Raw genomic sequence first — 25,166 nt, forward strand, 5'->3', positions numbered from 1 at the left:
TATCGAAGCTACTTGAGCATAATCGTACTTTTTAAGTTTTTGATTTTTAGTTATTATTTTATCATGCTTAATAAGTTGTAGAATAAATCACTCACTTCAGTTGAATTTAAAAAAGCACTATTTAATTCCAGTTTCTTTTCAAAATCGGAATATTTATCGAATTCCTCTTTCTCAACTAAACCTATTGGTGAGTTGTCGTTAACGTGGCTTTCATATTTTTTGATGGTATATAATTTAGACTTTTCGTCAAAATATTGAATTATCTTAATGTTAACGTCAGGTCTCTCCGTATTATACGTGATCGTAATTTTTTCATAATCTTTATTAATCGGAGTCGTAAGCCCTGTAGGGTAGATGATTTTAAACCTATTAATGTCATTCTTCTTCGTGCTTTTATAATGTTTTGAGTATGAAAAGTTTTCAATTGCACTTTTAGTGACGATAATTGACTCACCTTTCTTTAAACCGTATTCGGTACATTCATAATCGTCGACAACCGTAGAATTTCTTTTCTTTTCAATCAGGTAGGACATAGTTGCAGATGTCCCTCCGTGTTCCAGTTTTTGTTGGTTTACAGAACAATAGAAATGACCTTTGTCCACCGTCATTGCGTTGACTTGTTCCGGATTTGAAATGGTGGGATGTATATCTTTTGCTGGATCGTTGTCGCTTCCTCCTGAACCGCATCCAACTAATCCGATACAAACGGCCATATAAAGCAAAGAGATTTTATTCATACTGTATTTCTCAATTAAGATGTGTGATTGCAAATAACGATTAATTACATTTTTATAAAGTGAAATGTTTTTTATTTTAATTGAACGGTGTTTTATTGGCAATTTAATCGTTTGCTTTTATTTTGTCTCTTACGGTATCTATGTTTTCATTTATGGTATGAATTATTAGAATTGCACAATTTTGAGTTGCAATAGGATAATAATCGCTAGCCAACTACTTGTGTAGGTACCGTTATGATTTATATATCCGTTAAGTCTAAGTTTTTAGTCTTAATTTCATGTATTTATCGTGAAAGTGACTTAGAAGTAAATAACTAACGTTGTTTGAGGGGAGCCTGGGCTTCACTGATCTTGTTTTTTATCAAGGCGTTGTATAATGAACAAGGACTCTATTTCCAACTTGTTGATACATATCAGATCTCACGGATCTGATATGCATTCCAAGTTATTCTCACCAAGGCAAGAATCCTAGCTTATTTAAGGATAGAAAGTTTACTTGGGTGTAGAAGATATTAGTAATCCAATGTGCCACGGATAGGGTAGTTATTGTTTGGATCGCGAATCCATGCCAATCCGCGTGATAGTGCGCCAAGCTCAGGGCGAACAAACGGGTTGTTTGAAATATCCACCACGTGTAAGTCGCCGTGTTCATTCACCACAAACAGACCTGGTTCTGCGAAATTATGATCGGTTTCCTGTTCAGATCGAGGAATAGATACATACAAGCCTAGCGTTTTCATTTGTTCTTCGGTCAGGCCGTAAGCGATAGGGAAGCTGATTTCGAGTTTCTCTAGATGCCCCTCTAGCTGTGCTTTTGAATCGCCAGAAACGGCAAGAATATCGACGCCAGCATCAGCGAAAGCCTGTTTGTAACTCTCAAGCTCGTTGAGGTACTTAGTACAAAGAGGGCAGTGTTTACCACGATAAACGAATACTGCTTGCCAAGTCGCATCACCTTGCGGCTGACCCAACGTTACGCTTGAACCATCTAGCAAAGTGGCTTGAAGATGAGGGAAGCTGTCGCCCGCTTTAAGTTTCACTGAAGTTGCCATATTGACTCCCGAATTGATGGTGTATATCCATGAATGCCCCTTTCTTAACAAAGCGATGGGGGGATGAGACTTCAATGTAGACTCTGTTTTGAGGTGTTTCAACTAGTTAACTTTTAGTAACCTGCAATAAGGCATTAGAGTGCAAAAGATGAAAAGCAGAACTTAAGATACAACGAAGTGGGGGTGTAGTATCAGGAGCTAAGTTCTGCTTGAGGTTAGGCTATGACCACTGGAACATATCGTTAAGATAGACCAGAGTCATCACTTCTATTTTATTACTCGATTGAGCTAGGCGTTGCTGAAAAAAGTACGCCATCATTGGCTTCTTCATTTCTTCCTCCTTTACGCTGACGAGTAAATTATGCGTATAAAAGGGGAGATAAAAAAGAGAGTGCTTTTGTTGACTTTATTCCTAATAACGTAAATATCTGGGGCTTTAAAGCCGAATTTGGAGGTTAATTGTGGAAAAGGGGAACAGATAATTAGGAAGTTTTCTTATTTTATTACCGCCAACTTAAGTAAACTATTCCTATCCACAAACTTCACAGATCTAAGGTTGATTCAGTGTCTGATCTCAATTTGTTTCGCTATTACCAACGATTACTCTCGTTTAGCGTTGGTGATGAAACAAAAACCACGTTACAGGACATTGCCGACATCATGTTCACTTCTTCTCGGCATGCTCGTAGCCTGCTAACGCAGATGCAGCAGAAGGCGTGGTTGAGCTGGCACCCGAAAGCTGGGCGGAACCAACGATCGACTCTTATTCTGAATATGGAGTTAGACGTTTTAAAAGAGAGCTTGGCTCTTGAACGTATCAAGTTAGGCAAGTATGAAAAAGCACTGGCGATATTAGATGAAGACGAAATGGCATTTGGCCGTTTGTTAAAAACAACGTCTGGTGCTTCTGTGCAAGAAGGACAGCTCAATATTCAATTAACCTATAAGCGAATGTTTGAGCGCGTCGTTCCACATCAACTTCAGCGTAGCAGCGAACGTTTCTTATTAAGGCAAATCTATTGTTGCTTAGTTTCGAGTGATCACAATGGGAAAGTGCAACCAGAACTCGCACATCACTGGCGTTATGACGAAGACACCTACGAATGGACTTTCTACCTTCGTCCAGGTCTGACTTTTCATAATGGTAATTCCATTGATGCAGAAACAGTGGTTAGCTTGTTTGCAAAATTGAGTTCACTACAGTATTACGAAAAAGAATTGGCACATGTTGCTAACATTACTGCGCCAACGCCATTGAAAGTTGTTTTTAAGCTTAATCGAGCTGACTTGGGCTTTGCTGGACTTATTTCTGGAGTGAAATACGGCATTCAACCAGTAAGCCAAGTTAACGTAGCGAATAACAAGCTGGTGGTCGGAAGTGGCCCATTCTCTGTTGTCGAGCACAATGAAAGTCGTTTAAAACTGCAAGCATTTAATGGTTACTATGCATGTAGAGTTCTAACGGATTTGGTGACTATCTGGATTGTTAATGACGAGCAGATGGAGAACCCGTCATTGGCAGCAAATACGTTGCAAAGAGGTGCGTCGCCCGAGGAGGACTTGTGTGGACACTATATGTCGACGCAAAACCGAGAAAACTCATCGGCGAGCAAGCGTAGCCGAATAGAAGATGGTTGCTTATTCGCCTTATTTAATCAGCACGCTAAGCACAAACTCTCTTTAGCGCAGCGCCGTTATATTAGTGAGCTAATTCAACCTGAGCACTTGGCCGAAGTGATGCGCCGCGAGAATATTGTATTTGGGAGTATACCCGCTTACAACCTGCTACCAGGTTGGAAGCCAGTGCTCCGTCCGTTCAGTGAGCCGCTTAAGTTACCTAAACACATTACGATAGCCGGATATAACTATACCGCGTTGCGTCGCTGTGCGCGGGCTATTTCTAATCGTTTGGCGAGTGTTGGCAGTAAAGTAGAAATTGTTATGTATTCCTACCGTGAGCTGAACGAGAAGGCTAAGAACGGTGAGCTAAATGAGACAATGGTCGTGACGAACATAAACCTAGATGATAATCGTCATGCCTCAGCGTTCACGAACTTCTTCAGCAACGCTGTGCTATTCCACACTTTGGGAGAGAAGAACGCACAATGGTTAGATGAACAACTACAGAGAGTCAGATCTTTCGTTCCACTTGAGGACTACCTTAATGCATTGGAGCCAATTGCATCGACGTTGATCAGCGAATACTGGATTGCACCCATGTTCCACCATACACAAACTTTGCGTTTCCAAGGCGTTTTAGAAGACGTCGCTCTTACTAACTGGGGTTGGCCAGATATTCGCTCGGTGTGGTCTGCGGATTAACTGCCTTAGTTATATAGCAAAGTGCTGCTTCACGAATTCAATGAAGGCTCTGGTTTTCGCCGATTGATAGATGAGCTGCGGATACACCAAGTACACCGCGTTGTGCTGGTGGTCGGTTTCTTCCGATAAAACCTGCACTAGACGGCCGTGCTCAACGTCTTGTTCGACAAAGTAACTTGCTAACCGAGCAATGCCATTGCCAGACAGGGCTGATTCTTTGAGTAAGCGGTTTTCATTGCTTGAAAGCCAACCTTGGGTTTGAACTGTTCCCGTTTTTAACGGCCACTCTTTTTGATGCAATGTGGTTAAGCATTGATGCTCTTGTAAATCATCTAATGTCTCCGGCGTACCTTCTTCTTGCAGATACTGAGGAGAGGCAACCAGCCAGTGGTGGTAGTCCAAAAGGTGATGAGCAATCATATTCTCTGGCGGCGTTCTTGTCGCTCGAAACGCAAAATCAACGCTGGTTTCTGTCAGATTAAACGCTTGATAGCTAGAAAGGATCTCGAACTCTACGTTTGGATGTAAAGCGCGAAACGCTACGCACAAATCATGCAGCACCGCTTCAGCAAACATCTTGGGAGCGGTAAGACGAATCAGACCGTCTATTTGTTCAGATCGCTGACTTAAACTCTTTTCCATTTCCATTACGCGGCGTTTGAGATCTTCCGCTTGTGCAAAGATCGATTCACCTTCTGCCGTCAATCTCACGCTGCGTGTAGTTCGAACAATCAAAGGCGTGGCGAGTTCCGATTCCAATCGCTTGATTTGTTCTGACAGGTAACTTTTAGAAATGCCAAGTTGCTCCGCTGCCCTAGAAAAGTTAAGTGTTTGAGCCACTTCGGCAAACAGCATCAGTTTTTCGATTCTCTTATAATCTGCCATCTTGATTGCTCGTCTTTATTGTTCGGTATCAAGGATAATGAATTCGATTTTACGGTATTAAACTAATTTTTACGAACGGTAAGATGGTTAGAGTTAACTTAAGAAATTGAAGATGCAGAAATCGGAAAAGTGAGAATAACGATGAACAATCCAACACTACCGCTCGCCAAAACCTTACCTAACGTTAGCCGCTTGGTCTTCGGCTGCATGGGGCTTGGAGGGGAGTGGAATCGCAACCCATTAACCGCCCAAGATGAAAACCAAGCTTATGCCGCTGTAGAGGTAGCATTAGAGGTGGGCATCAATCTCTTTGATCATGCGGATATCTACAAATTCGGTAAGGCAGAAGAAGTGTTTGGGCGCATCTTAGCCAATGACTCAACCTTACGAGAACGAATTTATTTGCAATCCAAGTGCGGCATCCGTCTAGGAGATGAGCAAGGTGTTAAGCAGTATGACTTCTCTGCTAAATGGGTGACGGCTTCTGTTGAGGGCATTCTTGAACGCCTTGGCGTGGAAAACCTTGATGTTTTGATGCTGCATCGTCCTGATCCTTTGGTTGAATTTGAAGAACTGGGCACAGCGCTAAAAGCTCTGAAACAAGCTGGCAAAGTTAACCACTTCGGTGTTTCTAACATGAACAGTGCTCAAATTGATCTTCTTCAACAAGCTACGGGCGAAGTTGTTGTGGCGAACCAGTTGGAAATGAGTCTGGCTAAGTCTGACTTCATCAAGCAAGGCATGGGGCTTCCTTCGTCTGCATCTGACTACGTTGCAGGAATACTGGAACATGCCCGTAAGCACAATATCCAACTGCAAGCGTGGGGCAGTATGGCGCAGGGAAGATTCTCAGAGCGTGGTTTACATTCTGATGATCACAACACCAGACAGATTGCGGAGATGGTGATGGCGCTAGCAGCTGAATATGGCGTGCCGTCAGAGGCGATTGTTTTAGCCTTCCTAACGCGTCACCCAAGCCAAATTCAACCTGTTATTGGTACTGCAAACCCACAACGTATTCGCGCTTGTGCTCAAGTAGAGAGCGTCACGCTATCACGTAGCCATTGGTATGGCTTGTTCGAGAAAACCCTTGGTCATGAGATCCCGTAGGAGAGAAAAATGAAATACGTACAAGTTCAAACTCTAATTCAAACGGCATTGGAAATTGCGACTGCTCGCAAGCAAAACATTGCGGTTGCCGTGGTTGATACACATGGAGAATTGCTCGGTTTTGCCCGAATGGATGATGTGAGTGTGCAAGCAGGTTTGTTGGCACAGAACAAAGCTTACACCTCGGCTAGAGACCGTCAGCCTAGCGGCAATCTGGGTGCTTGGGCTCGTGAGACGGGTAAGCAGTTGAGTTATTGGACTGACCCGAAGATCACAGGCTTTATGGGTGGTGTGCCTATAGAACAAGAGGGGAAAATCGTCGGTGCAATTGGCATTAGCGGTTTGGCTGAGCAAGATGATGAAGCACTTGCGATGGAAGTATTAAACGCGCGTTGAGTATAATGTTTATCAGTAGGTGTGATGCTTTGTCCAGCTTTGTACTCACTGTAGGGACTCAAGTTCACAGGCTTCGTCGAGTCACAATGCTATCTAATAGCCTGAAGTAAGCAGAAGTTGAAATCGCGAACTATGATTAATTTATTTGAAAGTTTTGAGGCCTAAATATGTTTCATAAGGTATTCGTTTCGCTATTTTTTGTTCTCCTCTCAGGCTGTGGTACGAGTGACAGCGCGTTAAAAGAGAGCGGTTATGATGAAGCTTATATCCAAGGCTTTCATGACGGTCGGCATAGTGGTATGCAAGAGGCAGGGAATGATTTTGAACACTATATTAAGGACGAAACAAGGTATCAAACCGACTCAGATTATCGACAAGGCTGGGATGCTGGTGAGGTAGAGGGTAACAAGTTACAAAAGCAGGCGACCGCGATAGGACAAGGCATGATTGATAATTCGTATGAAGAACGTGATGTCTTTGATCCTGATAAAGTGGCGAAAGATGCAATAAAAGGCGTTGATACATCGGAATTGAAAAGCCTAGAGTAACGGACTGATATAAAGAATAAAACTCGTCATTTGACGAGTTTTTTTTGTCTAAACGGTTCATGTTTCAACGCTCAACAGGGCATTCATCGTTTGAGTATGAGTAATGTGGTTAATCACCTTTCTTGTTCTTTTGTTCGAGGGTTAACGATAACAGGCGAACGAGCAGGGACTGAGCTTCCGGTGAGAGCAATCGCGCCACGGCTGTTAAGTCATTTGCTGTAACATGCTGAACATCACGTACATCTAAGGCAATATCTAGGTCAGTCAAATGAAGCGAACGCAATATGGCACGATATTGTGAGAGTTTAAGATCGGACTCTCCGCGCTCGATCCTTTGATATGTTTTTACGCTCATTCCAGCGATGTTTGCCATTTGCTCACGGGAGAGGCCATTCGATTTTCGTCTTGCGATCAGTGCTTGAATTATAGGGTCTACCTGCATGTGCTCTCCTGAAAGGACAGTTTTGACCTAAACGGAGCAAGAAGTGGACCAGTTTAACCACTACATATTTACCTGCTTTGCAATCAGTATAAAAATAACTGTCTTATAAAAACGTAAATATTTTAGTCAGTTATTAACTCAATGGAAAAGTATCAATCATACAAATCAATAGAAACGAAAGCTTCTATTCGCAAAATGCAACGCATTTTAGATCATTTATTTAGTGAAATTGATCAGCAACATCGTGAGACTAAAGAGAATGTTGTGACACTGATTCAACAGTCACAACAGCGATTGATGAACTACAAAGAGCTTTACCTTCACAAAGAATCGATAAGTGAAGTAGAGCTGCGGATGGCGCATGAAAATATGAGTGAGACTGAGAAGCAGGTCGCCGATATGGGTATTCCAGTGTTAACTTATATCATTGGCGCGCTAGATAAAGCGTATTAACACAGTCGTAAAGTCGGGCGATACAAGATTTATGCAATTTCGATCAATTGATGACATCTAAAAGAAAGGATGCAAATGCTGGGGAACCACACCCAGCATTCGGACACTCATTTACCTATATTTTCGAACCGTAAATCAGTGTTTAGAGGTATGTGAACCGAACAGTGTCGGTACGCAGCGAATAATAGCGATATTGTCCGATCTAGGCTACGTCCTTGGAATCTAACACCTTCACTTAAACTGTAAATTAATCTGTACACCCAGCCAAATTGAGCCATTGAGCACGTTCTTCCTTCTCTTTAAGCGATAAAAGACTAATTAGTGACGAAAAAAACAACACATCTTAGGTAAAAGATAAGAGTTGTTAAAATATATCGCTATAAGATTGACCTTTTGCTTTTCAATCGTCCTGCTTATGCCTTACAATCTTTTTGAACCAAATCCATTCATAACGAATGGGGTTGATGAATTAAGATGAACAATTTTGCTTCGAACCCAAAGTTGCGCACATTTCATCAACGATGACATCGCCAAAAATGACTCTCAAGTGTTCATGTGCAAATGATTAACCACCTTTTGTTGCATGTTTTCTTAGCCATACAGGGCTCTTGTAACATAGTGCTCTTGTAACCAAATTTTGACTAAGTCGGAGCGTTTTGTTGTGTGCTTTAGATAAAGCACAACTGGCGAGAAATTAACGGATTGAATTTAGAGGTATTAACCGTGAACCTAAAACTTGTCGGCAGCTCCCTGATCGTTGCAGGTACTGCTCTTGGCGCTGGTATGCTTGCTATACCAATGGTGCTTGCTCAATTTGGCCTCCTTTGGGGCACTCTTCTTATGTTGTTCATCTGGGCTGGAACGACTTATGCTGCGCTGCTCCTTCTTGAAGCCAGTTGCAAAGTAGGTGGTGGTGTGAGCATGAATGCAATTGCTCGCGAAACGCTTGGTAAAGGAGGTCAGTTGGTAACCAACAGCTTGCTTTACGCCCTGTTAGTTTGTCTATTAATGGCTTACATCATTGGTGCGGGTGATCTGGTACAAAAAGTAACAGCCTCAATTGGGCTTCCAACATCTACGATCTCAAGCCAAGTCGGTTTTACTCTTTTAGTTGGTATCATTGTTTCGGCAGGTACAGGGGTAGTAGATAAGCTGAATCGCGGTTTGTTCCTAGGCATGATCGTAGCGCTGATCCTGACACTTTTTGCGCTTGCACCAAGCGTCTCGTTTGAAGGACTTGATGAGGTTGTGAGCGACGATAAAATGGCACTTATCAAAACCAGTTCGGTGCTTTTCACCAGTTTCGGTTTTATGGTCGTGATCCCATCGCTTGTAACTTACAACAAAGAAGCGAGTAAAACACAGCTGCGTAATATGATTATCGTGGGCTCAACTATTCCGCTTGTTTGTTACCTATTATGGTTGTTAGCGGTTGTCGGCAACCTACCACCTCATGAGCTTGTTCAATACTCCAACGTAACAGAGTTGATATCGGTACTAGGTCAGCAATACGAGGGCTTAGAGTTCATCCTATCCATGTTTACTGGTTTGGCACTACTAACGTCGTTCTTAGGTGTTGCAATGGCGCTATACGATCAAAATGCAGACCTACTGAAAGCAAGTAAGCCAGTGATTTTTGTTACTACTTTTGTGCTACCACTATTAGGTGCTGTATTTGCGCCAGAACACTTCCTAGCTATTCTCAGCTACGCGGGGATTATTCTCGTGTTTCTCGCGGTCTTTGTCCCATTATCAATGACCATGAAAGTGCGCCAAGTGCCGGTAGAAGATGACAATATTTATGAAGCTGGTGGCGGCGCAATGGGAATGAGCATGATCTTCCTATTCGGCTGTTTCTTGCTGTTTGCCCAAGCAGTATAAAATCACGCTAGCTTATTTAAAAACTGAGCCGCTCGTAGTCAAACGGGCGGCTTTTTTGTATTCATAGCCGAACCCAGGCCACTCAAAGTCATCAGCATTTGTGATGTTTGACGTTTCTCTGATAATCACGGTTAGCGCTGACTTTTTAGTAAAACTCCTTAGCGAAAGGCTGACATGTACAGTGATTCACCCTTCTATTATATCGATGTTGATATGAATAAGAGGCTCTGTTGTGTCAAAGCAATTATCTTTTGCCATGGTTGGCGTTATGTTGTCTTTAGGTGTGTTGAGTACAGAAGCGGTGGCTGACCCGAAGCATAAGCATGGACATCGGTACGATCACCATCATGCGCATCACCACCATCATAAACACAAGCGCAAGCACAAGCATAAACATAAACATAAACACAAACATCGTGACGTTATTTATGTGGAGACCCGACGACCAAGGCGCAGTTACTATTACCATGACCGAATTCCTCGGAATAGTACCTACATAAAGATTGGAGATTTCACTTATCTAAAAGTGGACGACCGCTATTATCGTCGTTCTAATGATCGCTATATCCATGTCGAGTTCAATTAAACTTGAAAGGACACATAGTCGGCGTTCTTGTAATGTTGAGCTTAATAGCACCAACATGGCACATGTAACATCGACCAATACTAGGGTAGAGGGTTAAAAACAAAAACAGCGAGCCGGTGCTCGCTGTTTTCGCTTAAATGAGTGTTAGACAGTAAATCTATTTAAGATTTGATCTTGTTTATGTACATCTTCTTGTTGCGCCTGCATCGCGTCGTTGGTTCGATTTGCCGATTCGGCGACTTGAGTCGATAGGTCTTTAATATTCACCGTATTGTTGTTGATCTCTTCAGCGACAAGGCTTTGCTCTTCCGCTGCTGAGGCAATTTGCAAGTTCATATCGGAAATACGCTGAATCGCGTCACGAATGCGTTGTAACGCACTATTTGCTAAACCCGCTTTTTCAACGGCCTCTATAGCACTACCTTTGCTTTGATGCATGGCATTTGCCACAGATGAAGCGCCAGATTGTAGTTGCTCAATCATAGTACGAATCTCTGTTGTCGACTCTTGAGTTCGTTGTGCCAGTGTACGTACTTCATCTGCAACAACGGCGAAGCCTCGGCCAGATTCTCCCGCACGTGCAGCCTCGATTGCGGCATTCAACGCGAGTAAGTTCGTTTGGTCCGCAATATCGTTGATTACTTTTAGAATCGTTTCGATATTGGCGGTAGCAGATTCCAACACTTGTACTTCTTCGACTGCAAGGTCAATGCTATCGGAAAGCATGTTTATCGTTTGTGTCGATTCACCAACGATAGAAGACCCCTCAACCGTTGCTTGGTCGGCTTCTTTGGCTGCACTTGCCGCACCTTGCGCATTATTAGCAACCTCTGTCGCGGTGACAGACATCTCATGCATCGCGGTAGCAAGTTGTTCTAGCTCTTGCAGCTGAGTGTGAATTGCGCCTGCCGAGTCTTTTGCGCCCTCAGCGGTGATTTGAGTTCCGTTTAAAATTTGATCAGAAATACGTTTCGACTCAATGATTTGCTGTTGTAAGTTCTCCATGAACGTATTGAAGTTTGTGGCAAGCTCAGAAAACTCTTGGTCAGTATCTGTTTCGAGGCGTTGTGTAAGGTCGCCTTTCCCTGATGCTACATCTTTAATCGCATTATTTAGCGTGTCCAAAGGACGCATGAGAGTGCGAATCAACAGAGTTAGGGCGATGATAGATGCAATCACGGCAATGATTGAATAAATAATAGCGTTGTTACGAAGCTCTCCTACGGCAGAATAGGCAACAGCTTCATCGATCACCGAACCTACGTACCAGTTCTCGCCAGGAATGTGAGTCAGGTTAACCATGTAGCGGTTGCCATCAATCTCAACGTGTTGTGCTGATTGCGTAAGTTCGATTTGTGGGAGGTAGCTACCGACTTTCTCGCCGTTGTACTTACTTTGAGGGTGAGCAATGGTTGTGCCATCAGCGGTGACCAAAAATAAGTAACCAGCATCAAACAGATTCACTTGGTTGACGAGATCAGAAAGGGTAGTTAATTCGAGGTCATAAAACATACCGGCTAAAAACTGACCATTTTCTTTTACTGGCGTACCAACAGAGATGATAACGTTTTTCGAAGACGCATCGACGTACGGATCGGTTACGACCAAATCGCCTTTGCTCTTAGCTGCAATAAACCAAGGACGCTGACGTGGGTCGTAGTCTGGACCCGCATCCCAGCCGTCGTCATTTTCAATCACAAAGCCATTACTTTCATAACCAAAACCGATGGCAAGGAAGCTGCTTTTTGGCGTGGGTCTTTCAAGTATGTTTTGAACATAGCTATGTGAACTGGGATCAAGCTCAATCACTTCAGTAATGGAGCGAGCGAGATCCTTCTTTGCATTCATTTCTGATTGCACAGTGTTACCAACACTGGTCAATATCTCGTTTACACTTGAGTCGATTTGCTCCTGAGTTTGGGAGCGGATGGTCATAACTTGTTGTGTCGACAATAACGACACGGTAATTAGCAGCAAAAATGAAGAGGCTGTGACAACCTTATGTCTGAATTTCATGAGCTTTCCTCTGATTCTCCCGGTTGGTTCCACTTTGCTTTCGCCTCTTTTAAACCGAGCGAATTGGGCATAAAGAGAAACCTATTGTGTTTGGTTATATTTTTATCGACATCTTTGTCAAAAACATGAACTCATTTGTCGTCTTTTTTAACTAAATTTAAACAAACCGACAATTTACGTTAAAACTTGTGAGTGTGATCATGTTTGCGATCTCAATTAATGAAATCGTCATAATGAAAAGAATTGCTTAACAAACAGTGGCATCAACTGGCTTTACAGGTGAGGTGATGAAAATTTTGTTGGTGCTGACAGGTGTTTTGTTGAAGTTTTGTCTTTGTAAATTATGAGCTTTTTACTAAAAGCCTAATGTGGACGGAGTTTTAGGTATAAAAAAGGCCCCGACGATGCGGAGCCTTTGTTAATTGACGTCTCGATTTTAGAAAATAAGATGAGCAACGCCAGCAATCACAGGTAACGTGATTAACGTACGTAAAATGAAAATTACGAAGAGCTCTACAATGTTTACTGGAATTTTGCTGCCTAACAGTAGGGCACCTACTTCCGACATGTAGATAAGCTGAGTTACTGACATTGCTGCAATAACAAAACGTGTCATTTCGTTATCGATTGAGGCCGCTAAAATTGCTGGAATAAACATATCTGCAAAGCCAACAACGATTGTCTGTGATGCTGCAACAGCTTCAGGGACTTGCAGTAGCTCTAGGTATGGGATAAACGGTTGACCCAGAATTGCAAATACAGGCGTGTATTCTGCAATCACCAATGCGACGGTACCAAGACCCATAACTACAGGTAGTACGCCAAATACCATGTCGACTGCGTTGTGTACGCCTTCTTTAAATACAGACTGAACCGATGTGACTTGACCAGCACGCTTAAGAGCTAGATCCATACCCCAAGAGAATGTGGTGTGGCCTTCTGGCACTGCATCTGCGTCTTTATCTGGGTTGCTGCCGTCAATGTAGCGATCTTTCTTCAGACTAAGCGGAGGCAGGCGAGGAATGATAATCGCAGCTACGATACCAGCTAGACAGATAGCGCCGTAGAAAGGCAAAAATAAGTGCTCTAGTTTTACCTGAGCGATAACAACTAAGCTAAACGTGATCGATACTGCTGAGAAAGTGGTCCCGACAACAGCCGCTTCACGCTGAGTATAAAACTTATTTTCGTATTGCTTGCTGGTTAGCAAGATACCAACACTTCCGTCGCCTAACCAAGATGCCATACAGTCAATTGCACTGCGGCCAGGTAGGTTGAATACCGGACGCATTATTTTACTGAGTAACGCACCAAATAGCTCCAGAAGACCGAAGTTCAAAAGAAGCGGAAGCAGTAAACCCGCGAAAATGAAAACGGCAAACAGAGTAGGTAGAAGACCAGTAAGAACAAGCCCGCCAGTGTTCTCTTCCCAAATTGCTTTTGGACCCACTTGGAAGAACGTCATTAACACGGCAGCGCCGCCGATTAAACGAACAACGAGCCAAAGTGGAGATGGGTTGAAGAGACCGTTTAAAAAACCATTACGTAAAATTGCAGCTGGCTTAAAAATTTTGCAAAGAACAGAAGCAACGGCCATGAAAGCGATGATACTGGTGACGATAGCAATCAAGGTATCGCCTAACACCGCTGGGATGACTTTTGCCATCACGGCAACGGGAATGGTTAGGCCGCCATCGTAAGAGATCGGAGCCATAAAGAGTAGAAGACCAATTAGGGAAGGGATGAAAAACATCCAAAAGTTGCCCTTAGGAGCTTCAGTAGCATTAGTGGTGTTATGCATAGTTGTCTCGTGTTACTACTAGTCAATACTTGCCATTTCCATGACATAAATATTCACTAAACATCCGTATTTAATCACAGTTTTGCGGAGGGTACCCGCAAACTGCATCCATTGCAATACTATTCATTAAATACATCTAGTTATTCAGCCGATTTGTCGGGTAATTGGTCAAATAACGTCTAAGTGTATGCGAATATGTTGCTTGTGTTAGAAAATTGTAGCACGAGAGGCGAATTGCGCAGTGAATTATGGGGCGCATTGTGACTGGAATAATAAAATGGTAAACAAATGTGATTTTGATCTAACTAACTTCTTTGCCAGAAATTCAGTTAGCCTTATCTATTCTAAGGTTTTTAGTGGTGTCAAAATACCGTTCAGCGTTTCTTGTACCGTTGCAGTGTGAACCTATTGAGCCAAATCCGATTGAAGCATGTCGCTTCAATCGGATCGAAATTTTATGCTTTTTGTTGACGGCTAAGTATGTATAGGTAACTCCAGTAAATCAGAGCCGTAGAAAAAGCCAATATTGCTGGGAAAACCAGCGTATATAAACCATATACCATAAATAGAGCCCCTCCCGCGACGCCGCCAAACAAAAAGCCAAAGAAAATGAATAGGAATAATTTTGCTTTACGTCGGTCAAATTGACGACCTCTCAAGCTCTCTCCAATCATAATCCCTAGATCGGTGATGATTCCGGTCATATGTGTGGTTCTGACTACTGCGCCGCTAAACGTGGTGATCATGGCGTTTTGTAATCCACATGCTGCTGATGCTAGATATTGGCCGTACAAATCCCCTTGCACCAAAAAGCCCAAGCTGAGTAAGAGCAAGCTCCCTTCTATGCACAGTGCAACACCATATCTTCGCCCTAGTTTTAACGCACTGCTTTCAATAAAAAAGCCGCTAAAGGCAGCGCCAATCAAAAAGCTAAATACGATGAAGAGCAGGTGAATGGAGCTATCCACACCTGTTAGCAAGCTGTTCCCTAGCTGAGTTACGGTTCCCGAAAGATGAGTTATCGCTTGGTGTTGAAAGCCGAGAAGACCAACGGCGTTGACGCAGCCCGCGAGAAGAGCTAGTAGAAACGCGCCATATTCCACCCAACGAGGAAGTCTGGAAATCACAATAAACCCCCACCAAATATTAGGAGCCGATTATAGCGCTCACACCGAGTTACGAAACCCTTTACAGTAAAACTCGATTGATCATTCTCAAAAAAATCTCACTTATAGGGCGGTTGTCCGAGCCAAAGTAAATACGTGAACGCGGATTGCTCGCTAGCAGATGTGTTCCGTTGTGCATTCGAAACTCACCCACCCGTGTTTCATTTGTTCATAGACTGAAACGGTAGGTTGGTGGAACTCTTTATCGGTAAATAGACCGACGGGAATGATCATGATTTCTGGGTATGCAGCAACGAACAACCTCATTGTCGTGCCGCAGGATGGACAAAAGTCATACTGAACCTCACTGCCATCATCGCCAATTCGGGTATAGCTAGTGACTTCACCGTTTAAAGTGACATGCTCTTTTTCAAAGCGAGCTTGTACCCCAAAAACACTGCCAGTTCGTTTTTGGCATTCGAAGCAATGGCAGACAGACGTGTGGGTGGGCTCTCCCTTACAACGGATCTCAACTAAACCGCAGGCGCACTCGCATGTATGAATGGTTTTTGTCATCGTGATTACCTATTTGTCCCAATACACCAATAGACCTAGAGCACAGAGCTTATGTCACTGGCTCGTTATGAGCTCTGGACTTGAAACTATTTGGATACAATCAGTTTAGTTTAATTTTGAAACACTTGAAGAGGTGAAATCATTTGGGTATACAATGGTATACTCGCTTTTCGTTTATACCTTGAAACAAGGAAGCCTTCATGACTTACAAAAAAATCCTGCCGATACCACTTATTCTACTTATTCCAATCGTTTTATTGGTTGTGGTTGTGATCGCGGGTGTTTATCGCTTTAGTTTGTCTGATGACGAGATCATGGCTAAGTTTCCTCAAACAGAAGTAGAAACGAACGTTATTGTGCAAGAGACGCTTGGTATCACTGCACGTAATCCTTGGACGATCCAAGTCCCCGAGCAGGGTGCGGTCACTTTTCTTGATGAGTGGGATAAAGAAAACGGCTATTTGATAGGTGGCTATGATGCAGGTGCGACGAAAGGTCAGGTACTTGTTCCAACTGCGTCGATTAGCCAGCGTGAGATTGAAGGTGTTTCATGGGTTGTTGCACCGATGATTGTAACGACACAAGGTAGCGGTTCGTTTAACTATGTTGGCTTGTTCAAGTTTGACCCCGTGCCGAGCCGAGTTGTCCTTTTAGACAGTATTTTTGTTGGTGACCGCGTGAAATTTACTCAGCTCGAATGGAAAAGTGATACAACTATCACGCTTTCATATTTAGCGCACGGTGACGATCAAGCAATGGCAGACACGCCAAATCAATTCAATTCATCCACATTACAGCGTGTAGGGAATAACTTACATATGCAACAGTGATGAATTTTTTTTGAGTTCTGTAAAAATTCAGTATTTTCTGCGCTAGATCTCGAAATTTCCTAGTGATTTCTTATTCGGGAATGCATAAGCTATGAGCCTTGTTTGAAAGGAGATAGTAATTCCCGTGTCTACAAATGAAATTACAAGACGGTTGCCGAATCTGACAAGTCGTAGAGCGCTGCTGTTATACTCCTTGCCAGTTTTAGTTGCGATTGGTGTTTCTCACTCTCTCAAAGAGTCATCTTTAACCAAAACCATCGCATTGAACCTACCTGAATCTCAGGTCGTTGAAAAAATTCTTGATGCGACAACTGCCGAAGTTGTCACTCCCCCGAACTTCGAATATCAAATCCAAGCAGGTGACAACCTAAGCACTATTTTTAGTCAGCTCGGTTTCGGTTACAGCTCGTTAATGAAAGTAATGGAAACGGATTTGAACTACTTGGCACTTGATACACTTAAGCCGGGCAATACGCTCCGTTTCTGGCGTGATGATGCGACAGGCGAGTTAGCGAAAATGGAACTGCAATTTTCTATTGCAGATAAGGTGGTCTACAAGCTGAATAGTGATGGTAGCTATGACTTTACTGATATTTCCATTCCTGGCGTGTGGAGCCAAGAACCTTTAGTTGGCGTTATTCAAGGCAGTTTTTCTTCTTCTGCGAGTCGTTTAGGTTTAACGTCGGCGGAAGTGAGTCAAGTCGTAAGCTTACTCAAAGAACAACTTAACTTTGGACGTGATCTTCGTGCAGGTGATCGATTTGAAGTTGTTCGTCGCTCACAAAGCATCAATGGTGTACCAACAGGTAAGAACGAAATTGAGGCGATTAAGATTTATAATCGCGGCCGCGAGATCACCGCTTACCTTCATACTGATGGTCAATTCTACAATGCCAAAGGTGAAAGCTTACAGCGCGCATTCCAGCGTTACCCTGTAAGTAGTCGTTGGCGTATCAGTTCTGGCTTCAACCCTAATCGTTTACATCCAGTAACGGGGCGTGTTGCGCCGCACAACGGCACTGACTTTGCTGTACCAACCGGTACACCAGTCGTTTCTACTGGTGATGGTACAGTGATCATGACTCGTAAACACCCCTATGCGGGTAACTACGTGGTTGTTGAGCACGGCAGCAAATACAAAACCCGTTACTTACACCTAAGTAAGATTTTGGTGAAGAAAGGGCAAAAGGTTTCTCGAGGCCAGCGTATCGGTCTTTCTGGTAAAACAGGTCGAGTGACTGGGCCACACCTTCACTATGAGTTGATTGAATACGGCCGTCCAGTTAACGCTATGCGAGCAAATATCCCAATGGCGAGTTCTGTTCCTAAGAAAGAGATGGCTACTTTTGTCGCGAACAGAGATGAAATGGATAGACTATTACGCGATAAAGAGAAAGCAGTGCTGTAATAAAGTACTTCGCTTAAAAAAACAAAAAGAGACTAAGCATAGCTTGGTCTCTTTTACTTTGTGCATTAACTAGATTTGAATTCTATGACAGCAGTCTGTTCAGTACGTTAGGCACTCCGCACTTCACGTTCATTTATCAGGTGTACGATTTCTTCAACACTGTGTGGACGAGAGTAAAAGTAACCTTGGATGTAGTGGCAGCCCATTTCAATTAACTTTTGTAGTGCTCTATCGTCTTCTACGCCTTCGGCAATCAAATCCACATCAAGCAGCTCTGCCAATTGTGCTATCAAAAACACTACTTGTTCAGAGGTTGTATTTGAGAGCATGTTCTGCACAAAGGTAGCATCGATTTTGATGCTATCAATCGGATAATTGTGTATATAGTTCAAGCTTGAGTATCCCGTACCAAAATCATCCAGTGCGACTTTAAAACCCAAGTATCGCAACGAGTTAAGTACCATCTGTTCACGGCCACTTTGTGAGAGTAAGACGGTCTCGGTGAGCTCTATAACAAAGTCTTTTGCTTCGTGCTGATACTTTTCAACCATGTTGGTTAAGTGATTAATATAACGGTTGGAATCAACCAGCTCATACGCTGAGCAATTGATGGAGAGTTTGACTTTATAGCCTAGGTTCGCTTCGAGTTCTTGCTTTGCGATACACGCGAGTTCAATAATCCGTTCACCTAACTCGATAATCAGGCCTGATTGTTCGGCAGCTTCAATGAACTCCGCTGGAGAGATATTTCCATAGATATTGCTATTCCAACGAGTCAAAATTTCAAAGTAATTCCAGCGGTCGCTCGTGATATCGACGATCGGTTGAACCACTACATACAACTCATCGCTGTCTTGTATATCAGTACTTAGTTGGATTCGCATTGCCTCAATAAGCTGCGTCCTACGGTGGTATAACGCACTAAGGTGTGTGTCGTAATGCTGAATCCGTGTATCGCGGTGTTTTTTACAATCTTTGAGAGCGAGACTGGCATTCAAAATCAGCTCATCGCTGTTCAACATATGTACTGGGGCACGTGCAATACCAATACTAACGGTGAAAGAAATCCGGTTAGATTTGTCGCTGTAGCCGCTTTCAATTTTGTCGAGTACTTCCTGACACACGGCGACAGGATCTTCGTCGTACGTGATGAAGGCGAATTCATCTCCTGCAACACGGAACGCATTGTTTGGCGACGACAAGCTCTGTTGAATGGCGTTAGCTGTGAACTTAATGATTTGGTCGCCGATATAGTTTCCGTTGATATCATTGATCGATTTGAAATTATCGATATCAAGATACGCCAAACTGAATGGGCGAGTCGCCTGCTGCGTTAATGTCTCCAAGGTATCAGCTAAACAGCTACGGTTGAGCAGTCCAGTTAGGTTATCATGCGATACCTCATAGCTAAGCTGATTAAGAAGCTTATCTGAACGTTCACTGACCCACTTTTCACGTAAGCTATGAATAATGACATTGGCATAAAATCGGTGGCAGTCGAGGATATCTTGCGCTTCTTTCGCGTGGATGCTTCGGGTAAAGGTAGACAGTAAAATTCCCAGAACTTCGCCATTTTGTGTCTTCAATGGCAGGCCAATGTAAGCTTGGATGCCATCTTCTTGAAACATCTGATCTTCAGGAAAACGCTTGTATACCTGGTCTTGATAGAAAATATGTTCGCCAATGTCTTTTGCCACTTTTTCACAGGGGGTGCCTGAAAGGTGGTAGCTTAGGTTGTCTGTAATTTTTCCATTGCTGGCGAAGGAAATGGTATGAGCCGAATGCTGAAGATGCGCAACTTCTACAACGCAAGTGCAATGGCTCTGCAAGTGTTGATGAATATCTAACCTGACTCGGTTTAGCTGAGCCGTGCCGTTTAGCTTCAATATCTCATCAATTTTGTGGAAACTGATTTGTACCTGACCCATTGAGCATTTCACCTAGCGTTGTTATTAACATATCGTGTAAGACACGACGAATTATTATTTGATATGCATCAAATAAACTATCGGTTACTAAGGCAGATTTTTCAAATTTTGTGAACGAACAAATCATTATTTTCATGTTTTTATGCTTGAACCTTTTAAAGCCATAGCGATAAAAACGCTAAGCTAGGCGCGCTTCTCCTCTTCTAATCGTGATTTGAGATAATCGAGGAACAGCTTAGTTCGGGTATGCTGATAATCCAGCTTTGGATAGTAGGCATATACAGTGGCTTTATCCGCTGTGATATCGGGCAGGATAGGGACTAACGCGCCGGATTTGAGATCATCTTTGATCATGACGTTGTTCGTCATCAAAATACCCATGCCTCTTTTGGCACCATGAAACAGCGCTTCTGGGTTGGTCGTGGCAAAGTTACCGGACAAGCTGATACGTTTGCCTCGATTTGTTTTGATTTCTCGTGAGGGTTTTTCTCCCCAAATCAGGACATTATGCTCTGTCAGATCCTCAACGCATTGTGGGGTGCCGTATTTTTTTAGGTAACTAGGCGCAGCGTAAAACTGGGCTTTATGTTCGAAAAGCGCAGTGGCTTTGAAACTCAGAGAGTTCAGTTGCTCTAATTCCCGGCTAATAAACAGGTCTAAGCTTAGCTCTGGCAATTGGCCTGGTAGCGTTGTTGTTAATTGAAGTGTGATGTCTGGATATTTCTCAAGAAAATCATCGAGATAATGAACTAGAAACTTGGAACCAACGGCCAGCGTTGCCCCAATTTTTAATAGCCCCGCTGGTGATTGGTTGACTGAGCGAGTTTCATCTAATACCGATTGCCATGAATCAAGCTGACTTTTTGCTCGTTGATAAAACAGCGCACCAGCTTCAGTTTGGCTAATTGAGCGGGTCGTACGTTTGAGTAGTTGAACGCCAATTTTATCTTCTAGCCATTGAACTCGCTTACTGATAGCTGAGCTGGTGGTATTGAGTTTCCGCGCTGCTGCATTAAAGCTACCTTCTTCGACCACACGAATATAACTCTTCACGCTTTGAATCCAGTCCATTGTATCTCCTTGGGAATTAATTCCTTTCCAACTTAGCTGATTATCATCTTTGAGTATCAAATATACACTGTTTGCCATCAATCTGTCACAAAGTAGGAGGAACGTTTGCGTAAAACACCATTGTTATTAGCGATGATGATCATTGCCACAGGCCAAGTTGGCGTTAGTATTTATCTTCCTTCTTTGCCGTTGATTGGTCATGACTTGAATTTGCCGCAACATTCGATTCAGAATCTCGTCACGCTATTTCTCGTTGGCTTCGGTATCTCTCAGCTTTTTTACGGCCCATTGTCTGATGCGATTGGTCGTCGGCCGGTGTTTATTTTGGGGCAAAGTGTATATCTAGTTGGTACGGTTATTTGCATCGCGTTTTCGGACAACATTGTTGCCCTTGAAGCGGGACGGTTACTGCAAGGCCTAGGAGCGGGCAGCGCTTCGGTACTTGGTCGGTCAGTACTGCGTGATAGTTATGACGGTATGCAATTAACCAAAGCGCTATCTTATATTTCAGTCACTGCTTCAGTGATGCCAATTATTGCTCCGCTGTTTGGTGGCTGGATTGCTTTTCACCTGAGTTGGCATGCTGTCTTCGTGTTTGTGCTGATTTACTTAATGGCAATTTTTACACTTGGTTTATTGGTGCTGCCAGAAACGCTGCCTTATCCGAAGAGAAAATTTAAAGTAGGCGAAGTAAGCGCGAACTATTTGCGTCTGTTAACGAATACACAAGTGATTGGTAGTGCGAGCTACAACTGGCTTAGTTATTTATCGGCTCTGGTTACGCTCTCCTTGTATCCATTTTTAATGCAACAAGAGTTAGGATTGACGGCGGCAGATTACGGCTCTTTGATGATCATACCATCAGTTGGTTTGCTGACGGGTAGCTTAGTGCTGAATTTGATCAATGCTCGTTACAAAGCTCAGCAAATCTTGCTGATGAGTTTCGCGATTGTTGCTGTTGCTGGCTTCATGTTGTTGGTTACCCCCTTCAGTGTATTTTCATTGCTGACGGCATTCACGTGTTTAAGTTTTGCCCAAGGCATGTCATTCCCAGTATCGATCAGTTTGCTACTTTCGCCGCATAAGCAACAGGCAGGCGCGGTTTCTGCGCTATCTGGTTCTATTCAAATGTGTTTAGCAGGTTTGTTTGGTGGGTACTTAGTAGACTCATGGGTTACGAATCAGCAGCAGCTTGGGGTGTTTTATTTGTTTATTGCGTTACTTTCTTGCTTTGTTCTTGTACTAAGCCAATTTCGTAAAGTGCCAGAAGGGACGGTTCAAGCAGAAACTTCCATCTGAATATACTTGCAACCAGAAGGTCGGCTTTCTAAAATGCGCAGCTAAATTAAGTCTGGCCTGTTGTGTATACTGAATGACTTGGTTTGAAAGGAAGAGGGCGAACCTTGATACTTCTCTCAAGCTTGGAATACATTTCTGCCCAATGGCTATCCGATCTCTAATCGTTAGGTGAAAGAATGCAACAAAACGAATTTGAAACACTGGTAAAAGAAATTACTCAGCAAGAAAGCATGCCAAAGGCACTTGAAATCTTGAAGGCGTGTGAGGAAGAAGAAGTTGCACAAGCGGCGCAATCCCTAACGGGTCAGTTTGGCCTTGCAGAAGTTGATGGTGAGAAACGTATTTACCATATTACCACTCAAGAAGATGAGTCCGGAGAAGAGCAAGAATACGTAGAGCACGTCATGAATGAAGGCGATCACTTGATCAAGTTTGCTGCGTGGTTCTTTGAAACATTCTTTGAAATCAAACAGAAAGATACGTACGTCGCAGCGGGTAAAACATACCAACAACCTAAGCGATAGACGCTCATTTCAAGAAATCCACGAAAATCAAACTGAAAGTTAATTACAAAATAAATGTGACTGGAGTCTTGTTTTTATCTAATTGTGGTGTAAAATTACAACATAGTTAAGTCAATACATTCAGGAGAAGGTCATGGGTAACGAACTTGGTGGTGCTTATATTGGCCAGATGATTGCAAAAGACGCGATGCACAAAGCGCTTTACGGTAAAGCGAAGAAGAAAAAAGCTTCTGTTTTTGCTCGTGTTATTAAAAAACTGGCGAAATAATTTAAAAAGCCCTGATTGAAAAATCAGGGCTTTTTGCTTTTCTCTGTTTTGTTGTTAGTAAGTAGCCAACATATTGCACAACATTGGCAAAACGCTACTCAAAGACTGATGACATTTAAATCTAGAATTACGCGGATTGGCTTGGTATCTCCACAACATTGTTAGGCACTTTATCTAGCCCCTTTGCTGATAACCACTTTTCTAAATCGTCAGCGCCTCCAATATATTTTCCATCTAACCAGATTTGCGGCACTGTTACCGGTGTTTTTTCGCCAATGATGGCTTTTACTTCAGGAATCATGCGGTATAAGGCGGCGCTGTCTTTAACTACATCATGGTACTCATACTGAACGCCAGCCTCGTCAAGTAATTGTTTGGCTTTGACACAGTAAGGGCAAGTTGCTTTACCATAAACAATGTTGCCTTTTAGCTCATCGCGTTTTACCCACTCAGCAATAACAGACTGTACAAGCACACCCCGATTCAATGCTTCTCCTTGGCTGATAACTTTCCCTTCGACAAGAAGAATGGGTGCATGCCAAGCACCAGCTTTTAATGGTTCCCACCAGTGCGATAACCAATCTTTTACTTCAAGTTCAACGGGCACATCGGCTAGTTCGTTTTCAAAAGCATCCTTTAAAATATCTTTGGTTAATGTACATTCACCACAAGGAATATTGACTTTGAATGGGCCCCAACTACCAGCCCAGCGATACAGTGTAATTTTGATTGGTTGACTCATATGGGTTCCTCATTTCCTTTCCTGAAAATATAGAACTTTTAAATTAGATTTTTCTTTCAACTAACTTTGTCTTTTTCGCTTCCCAATGCGTAATAAACGCAATAGATGCAATAATAATCGCAGCACCTAACCATAAACGACCAGGTGGCACCCAACCAAACACCAACCAACCAGCAACAACATTCAAAGGCAGTTTGGCGTGATCAAATGGTTGCACAAATGAGGCGTCTGCTACTGCATATGCTTTAACGATAGCCCATTGAGCGAGTGCTGTAAGTGCACCTGCGGCTAAAAGCACACCCCATATCGTCCACGTATCTGGCATAGTAAACGTCGGTATCGCTAACAAGATATTAAATGGTGTTATCAGCATCAATAAATAGACAACCATGGTTGATGGCGGATCGTTTACCGACATTTTTTTAACCATTAATGAATACGCTGCCCAGAAAAATGCGGCGCCAACAGGGAGCAGGGTCGCCCATGTAAATGAGTCTGCCCAAGGCTCAAGAATGATCATGGCACCAACAAACCCCGTCAATGTCGCTAACCAGCGTGCAGTACCTACTTTCTCTTTGAGTAACAAGCCAGAACCAACTGTGGCAAATAACGGGGAGGTCATGAGAAGTGCAATACCTTGCCAAATTGGAACTGGGTAAGCGAGAGCCCATAACCAAAGTTGAATCCCGATAACAGAGAGAAAAATGCGGAATGCATGCCAGCCAAAGTGTTGGGTTCTTAAAGAACGTCTAATCCCAAGTGTACGTAGGTAGGGCAGAATAACAAATAAGGCGATTGCATATTGGAATAACGCAAATGTGGTGGAAGAGACACCAAAGTTGATGCTAGCAATTTGGGCGAAGCTGTTCACTATGGCGAATGCCAAGCCAGCTGTTAGCATCCAGGACGCACCTTGAACAGGATGATGATTCAATTGAAAAATTCCAGTTTGATAGAGGTGGCGGGATCATACGTCCTATTGTTTTTCGCGCCAATAAAAAAATGCCTCCCAGAGGGAGGCGACATTACCAATTCAAAGGACGTGCCTGTTATAACAGGTACAAAGAACGAGAAGCACAAACGCTGCCATGCATTTGCATAAATAATATTGCAGAACACGTGCCAACTTTTATCTGTTTGATTTTAAATTTTTTTTTTGGTTTTTCTATGTTGTCGATTAGATCA

24 protein-coding genes are annotated in these 25,166 nt (G+C 43.0%); 12 read left to right on the forward strand and 12 right to left on the reverse strand.

Annotation, left to right across the window (positions count from 1 at the left end):
- Positions 1-53 precede the first annotated feature (53 nt).
- Together R7070_RS09345 and R7070_RS09350 are read right to left on the reverse strand one after the other, a co-directional pair.
- The gene (locus tag R7070_RS09345) at positions 54-737 is read right to left on the reverse strand and encodes a hypothetical protein (protein WP_017821619.1); all 684 of its coding nucleotides are present in this window, start codon (positions 735-737) and stop codon (positions 54-56) included.
- 512 nt (positions 738-1,249) lie between these two features.
- Positions 1,250-1,789 carry a redoxin domain-containing protein gene (locus R7070_RS09350; protein WP_005385152.1) on the reverse strand — a complete coding sequence of 180 codons (540 nt, stop codon included), beginning with the start codon at positions 1,787-1,789 and terminating at the stop codon, positions 1,250-1,252.
- Positions 1,790-2,353: 564 nt separating this feature from the next.
- On the opposite strand from R7070_RS09350, the gene R7070_RS09355 reads away from it, so the two are divergent.
- The gene (locus R7070_RS09355) at positions 2,354-4,111 is read left to right on the forward strand and encodes an SgrR family transcriptional regulator (RefSeq protein ID WP_206949063.1); all 1,758 of its coding nucleotides are present in this window, start codon (positions 2,354-2,356) and stop codon (positions 4,109-4,111) included.
- A 9-nt stretch (positions 4,112-4,120) separates the two neighbouring features.
- On the opposite strand, the gene R7070_RS09360 is transcribed toward R7070_RS09355, so the two are convergent.
- A complete protein-coding gene (locus R7070_RS09360; RefSeq protein ID WP_017635840.1) occupies positions 4,121-4,996 on the reverse strand; it encodes a LysR family transcriptional regulator in 876 nt (291 codons plus the stop codon).
- 141 nt (positions 4,997-5,137) lie between these two features.
- Between R7070_RS09360 and R7070_RS09365 the strand changes: the two genes are divergently transcribed.
- The 3 genes from R7070_RS09365 to R7070_RS09375 all read left to right on the forward strand — a co-directional run bounded on the left by R7070_RS09365 (position 5,138) and on the right by R7070_RS09375 (position 7,050).
- On the forward strand, positions 5,138-6,106 hold the full coding sequence (locus R7070_RS09365) for an aldo/keto reductase family oxidoreductase (RefSeq protein WP_115386740.1): 969 nt from the start codon (positions 5,138-5,140) through the stop codon (positions 6,104-6,106).
- Positions 6,107-6,115: 9 nt separating this feature from the next.
- Positions 6,116-6,502: a GlcG/HbpS family heme-binding protein gene (locus R7070_RS09370; protein WP_042521512.1), complete on the forward strand. Its 387-nt coding sequence runs from the start codon at positions 6,116-6,118 to the stop codon at positions 6,500-6,502.
- A gap of 167 nt (positions 6,503-6,669) precedes the next feature.
- Positions 6,670-7,050, forward strand: coding sequence for a hypothetical protein (locus R7070_RS09375; RefSeq protein WP_005375467.1), 381 nt, complete (start codon positions 6,670-6,672; stop codon positions 7,048-7,050).
- Between the two features lie 109 nt (positions 7,051-7,159).
- Here the strand turns inward: R7070_RS09375 and R7070_RS09380 are convergent, their stop codons facing one another.
- Positions 7,160-7,492 carry a helix-turn-helix transcriptional regulator gene (locus R7070_RS09380; protein ID WP_256900403.1) on the reverse strand — a complete coding sequence of 111 codons (333 nt, stop codon included), beginning with the start codon at positions 7,490-7,492 and terminating at the stop codon, positions 7,160-7,162.
- A 141-nt stretch (positions 7,493-7,633) separates the two neighbouring features.
- Between R7070_RS09380 and R7070_RS09385 the strand changes: the two genes are divergently transcribed.
- From R7070_RS09385 to R7070_RS09395, 3 genes are all read left to right on the forward strand, one after another.
- Complete coding sequence (locus R7070_RS09385) at positions 7,634-7,945, forward strand: hypothetical protein (protein WP_005375472.1); 312 nt, start codon at positions 7,634-7,636, stop codon at positions 7,943-7,945.
- Positions 7,946-8,668: 723 nt separating this feature from the next.
- Positions 8,669-9,826, forward strand: coding sequence for an amino acid permease (locus tag R7070_RS09390; RefSeq protein ID WP_017821614.1), 1,158 nt, complete (start codon positions 8,669-8,671; stop codon positions 9,824-9,826).
- Positions 9,827-10,058: 232 nt separating this feature from the next.
- Positions 10,059-10,412: a hypothetical protein gene (locus tag R7070_RS09395; RefSeq protein ID WP_253657170.1), complete on the forward strand. Its 354-nt coding sequence runs from the start codon at positions 10,059-10,061 to the stop codon at positions 10,410-10,412.
- A 144-nt stretch (positions 10,413-10,556) separates the two neighbouring features.
- Here R7070_RS09395 and R7070_RS09400 read toward each other — a convergent pair whose 3' ends face one another.
- The 4 genes from R7070_RS09400 to R7070_RS09415 form a co-directional block, all read right to left on the reverse strand.
- Positions 10,557-12,428, reverse strand: a complete 1,872-nt coding sequence (locus tag R7070_RS09400; protein WP_017821611.1) for a methyl-accepting chemotaxis protein — start codon at positions 12,426-12,428, stop codon at positions 10,557-10,559.
- Positions 12,429-12,864: 436 nt separating this feature from the next.
- Positions 12,865-14,229, reverse strand: coding sequence for a YjiH family protein (locus R7070_RS09405; RefSeq protein WP_017635848.1), 1,365 nt, complete (start codon positions 14,227-14,229; stop codon positions 12,865-12,867).
- A 455-nt stretch (positions 14,230-14,684) separates the two neighbouring features.
- Positions 14,685-15,356, reverse strand: a complete 672-nt coding sequence (locus tag R7070_RS09410) for a YoaK family protein (RefSeq protein ID WP_225496299.1) — start codon at positions 15,354-15,356, stop codon at positions 14,685-14,687.
- Positions 15,357-15,509: 153 nt separating this feature from the next.
- Positions 15,510-15,911 carry a GFA family protein gene (locus R7070_RS09415; protein ID WP_025768472.1) on the reverse strand — a complete coding sequence of 134 codons (402 nt, stop codon included), beginning with the start codon at positions 15,909-15,911 and terminating at the stop codon, positions 15,510-15,512.
- Between the two features lie 200 nt (positions 15,912-16,111).
- Here R7070_RS09415 and R7070_RS09420 point away from each other — a divergent pair, with 200 nt between their 5' ends.
- Together R7070_RS09420 and R7070_RS09425 are read left to right on the forward strand one after the other, a co-directional pair.
- Positions 16,112-16,741, forward strand: a complete 630-nt coding sequence (locus tag R7070_RS09420; protein WP_256900404.1) for a hypothetical protein — start codon at positions 16,112-16,114, stop codon at positions 16,739-16,741.
- Between the two features lie 124 nt (positions 16,742-16,865).
- Entirely contained in the window at positions 16,866-18,149 is a 1,284-nt protein-coding gene (locus R7070_RS09425) for a peptidoglycan DD-metalloendopeptidase family protein (protein ID WP_025768471.1), read from the forward strand.
- A gap of 107 nt (positions 18,150-18,256) precedes the next feature.
- Here R7070_RS09425 and R7070_RS09430 read toward each other — a convergent pair whose 3' ends face one another.
- Both R7070_RS09430 and R7070_RS09435 read right to left on the reverse strand, forming a co-directional pair.
- A complete protein-coding gene (locus tag R7070_RS09430; RefSeq protein WP_318141192.1) occupies positions 18,257-20,077 on the reverse strand; it encodes a putative bifunctional diguanylate cyclase/phosphodiesterase in 1,821 nt (606 codons plus the stop codon).
- A 183-nt stretch (positions 20,078-20,260) separates the two neighbouring features.
- Complete coding sequence (locus R7070_RS09435; protein ID WP_017635852.1) at positions 20,261-21,148, reverse strand: LysR family transcriptional regulator; 888 nt, start codon at positions 21,146-21,148, stop codon at positions 20,261-20,263.
- A gap of 105 nt (positions 21,149-21,253) precedes the next feature.
- Between R7070_RS09435 and R7070_RS09440 the strand changes: the two genes are divergently transcribed.
- From R7070_RS09440 to R7070_RS09450, 3 genes are all read left to right on the forward strand, one after another.
- On the forward strand, positions 21,254-22,447 hold the full coding sequence (locus R7070_RS09440; protein WP_017821607.1) for a multidrug effflux MFS transporter: 1,194 nt from the start codon (positions 21,254-21,256) through the stop codon (positions 22,445-22,447).
- A 176-nt stretch (positions 22,448-22,623) separates the two neighbouring features.
- Entirely contained in the window at positions 22,624-22,971 is a 348-nt protein-coding gene (locus R7070_RS09445; RefSeq protein WP_005375501.1) for a hypothetical protein, read from the forward strand.
- A gap of 133 nt (positions 22,972-23,104) precedes the next feature.
- Positions 23,105-23,239, forward strand: coding sequence for a hypothetical protein (locus R7070_RS09450; RefSeq protein ID WP_017635854.1), 135 nt, complete (start codon positions 23,105-23,107; stop codon positions 23,237-23,239).
- Between the two features lie 127 nt (positions 23,240-23,366).
- On the opposite strand, the gene R7070_RS09455 is transcribed toward R7070_RS09450, so the two are convergent.
- A complete protein-coding gene (locus R7070_RS09455) occupies positions 23,367-23,981 on the reverse strand; it encodes a glutaredoxin (protein ID WP_256896122.1) in 615 nt (204 codons plus the stop codon).
- Positions 23,982-24,024: 43 nt separating this feature from the next.
- Positions 24,025-24,882, reverse strand: a complete 858-nt coding sequence (locus R7070_RS09460) for a DMT family transporter (RefSeq protein WP_256896121.1) — start codon at positions 24,880-24,882, stop codon at positions 24,025-24,027.
- Positions 24,883-25,166 lie beyond the last annotated feature (284 nt).

Source organism: Vibrio sp. 1557 (assembly GCF_033340175.1).
In the GTDB taxonomy this organism is placed as follows: Bacteria; Pseudomonadota; Gammaproteobacteria; order Enterobacterales; family Vibrionaceae; genus Vibrio; species Vibrio alginolyticus.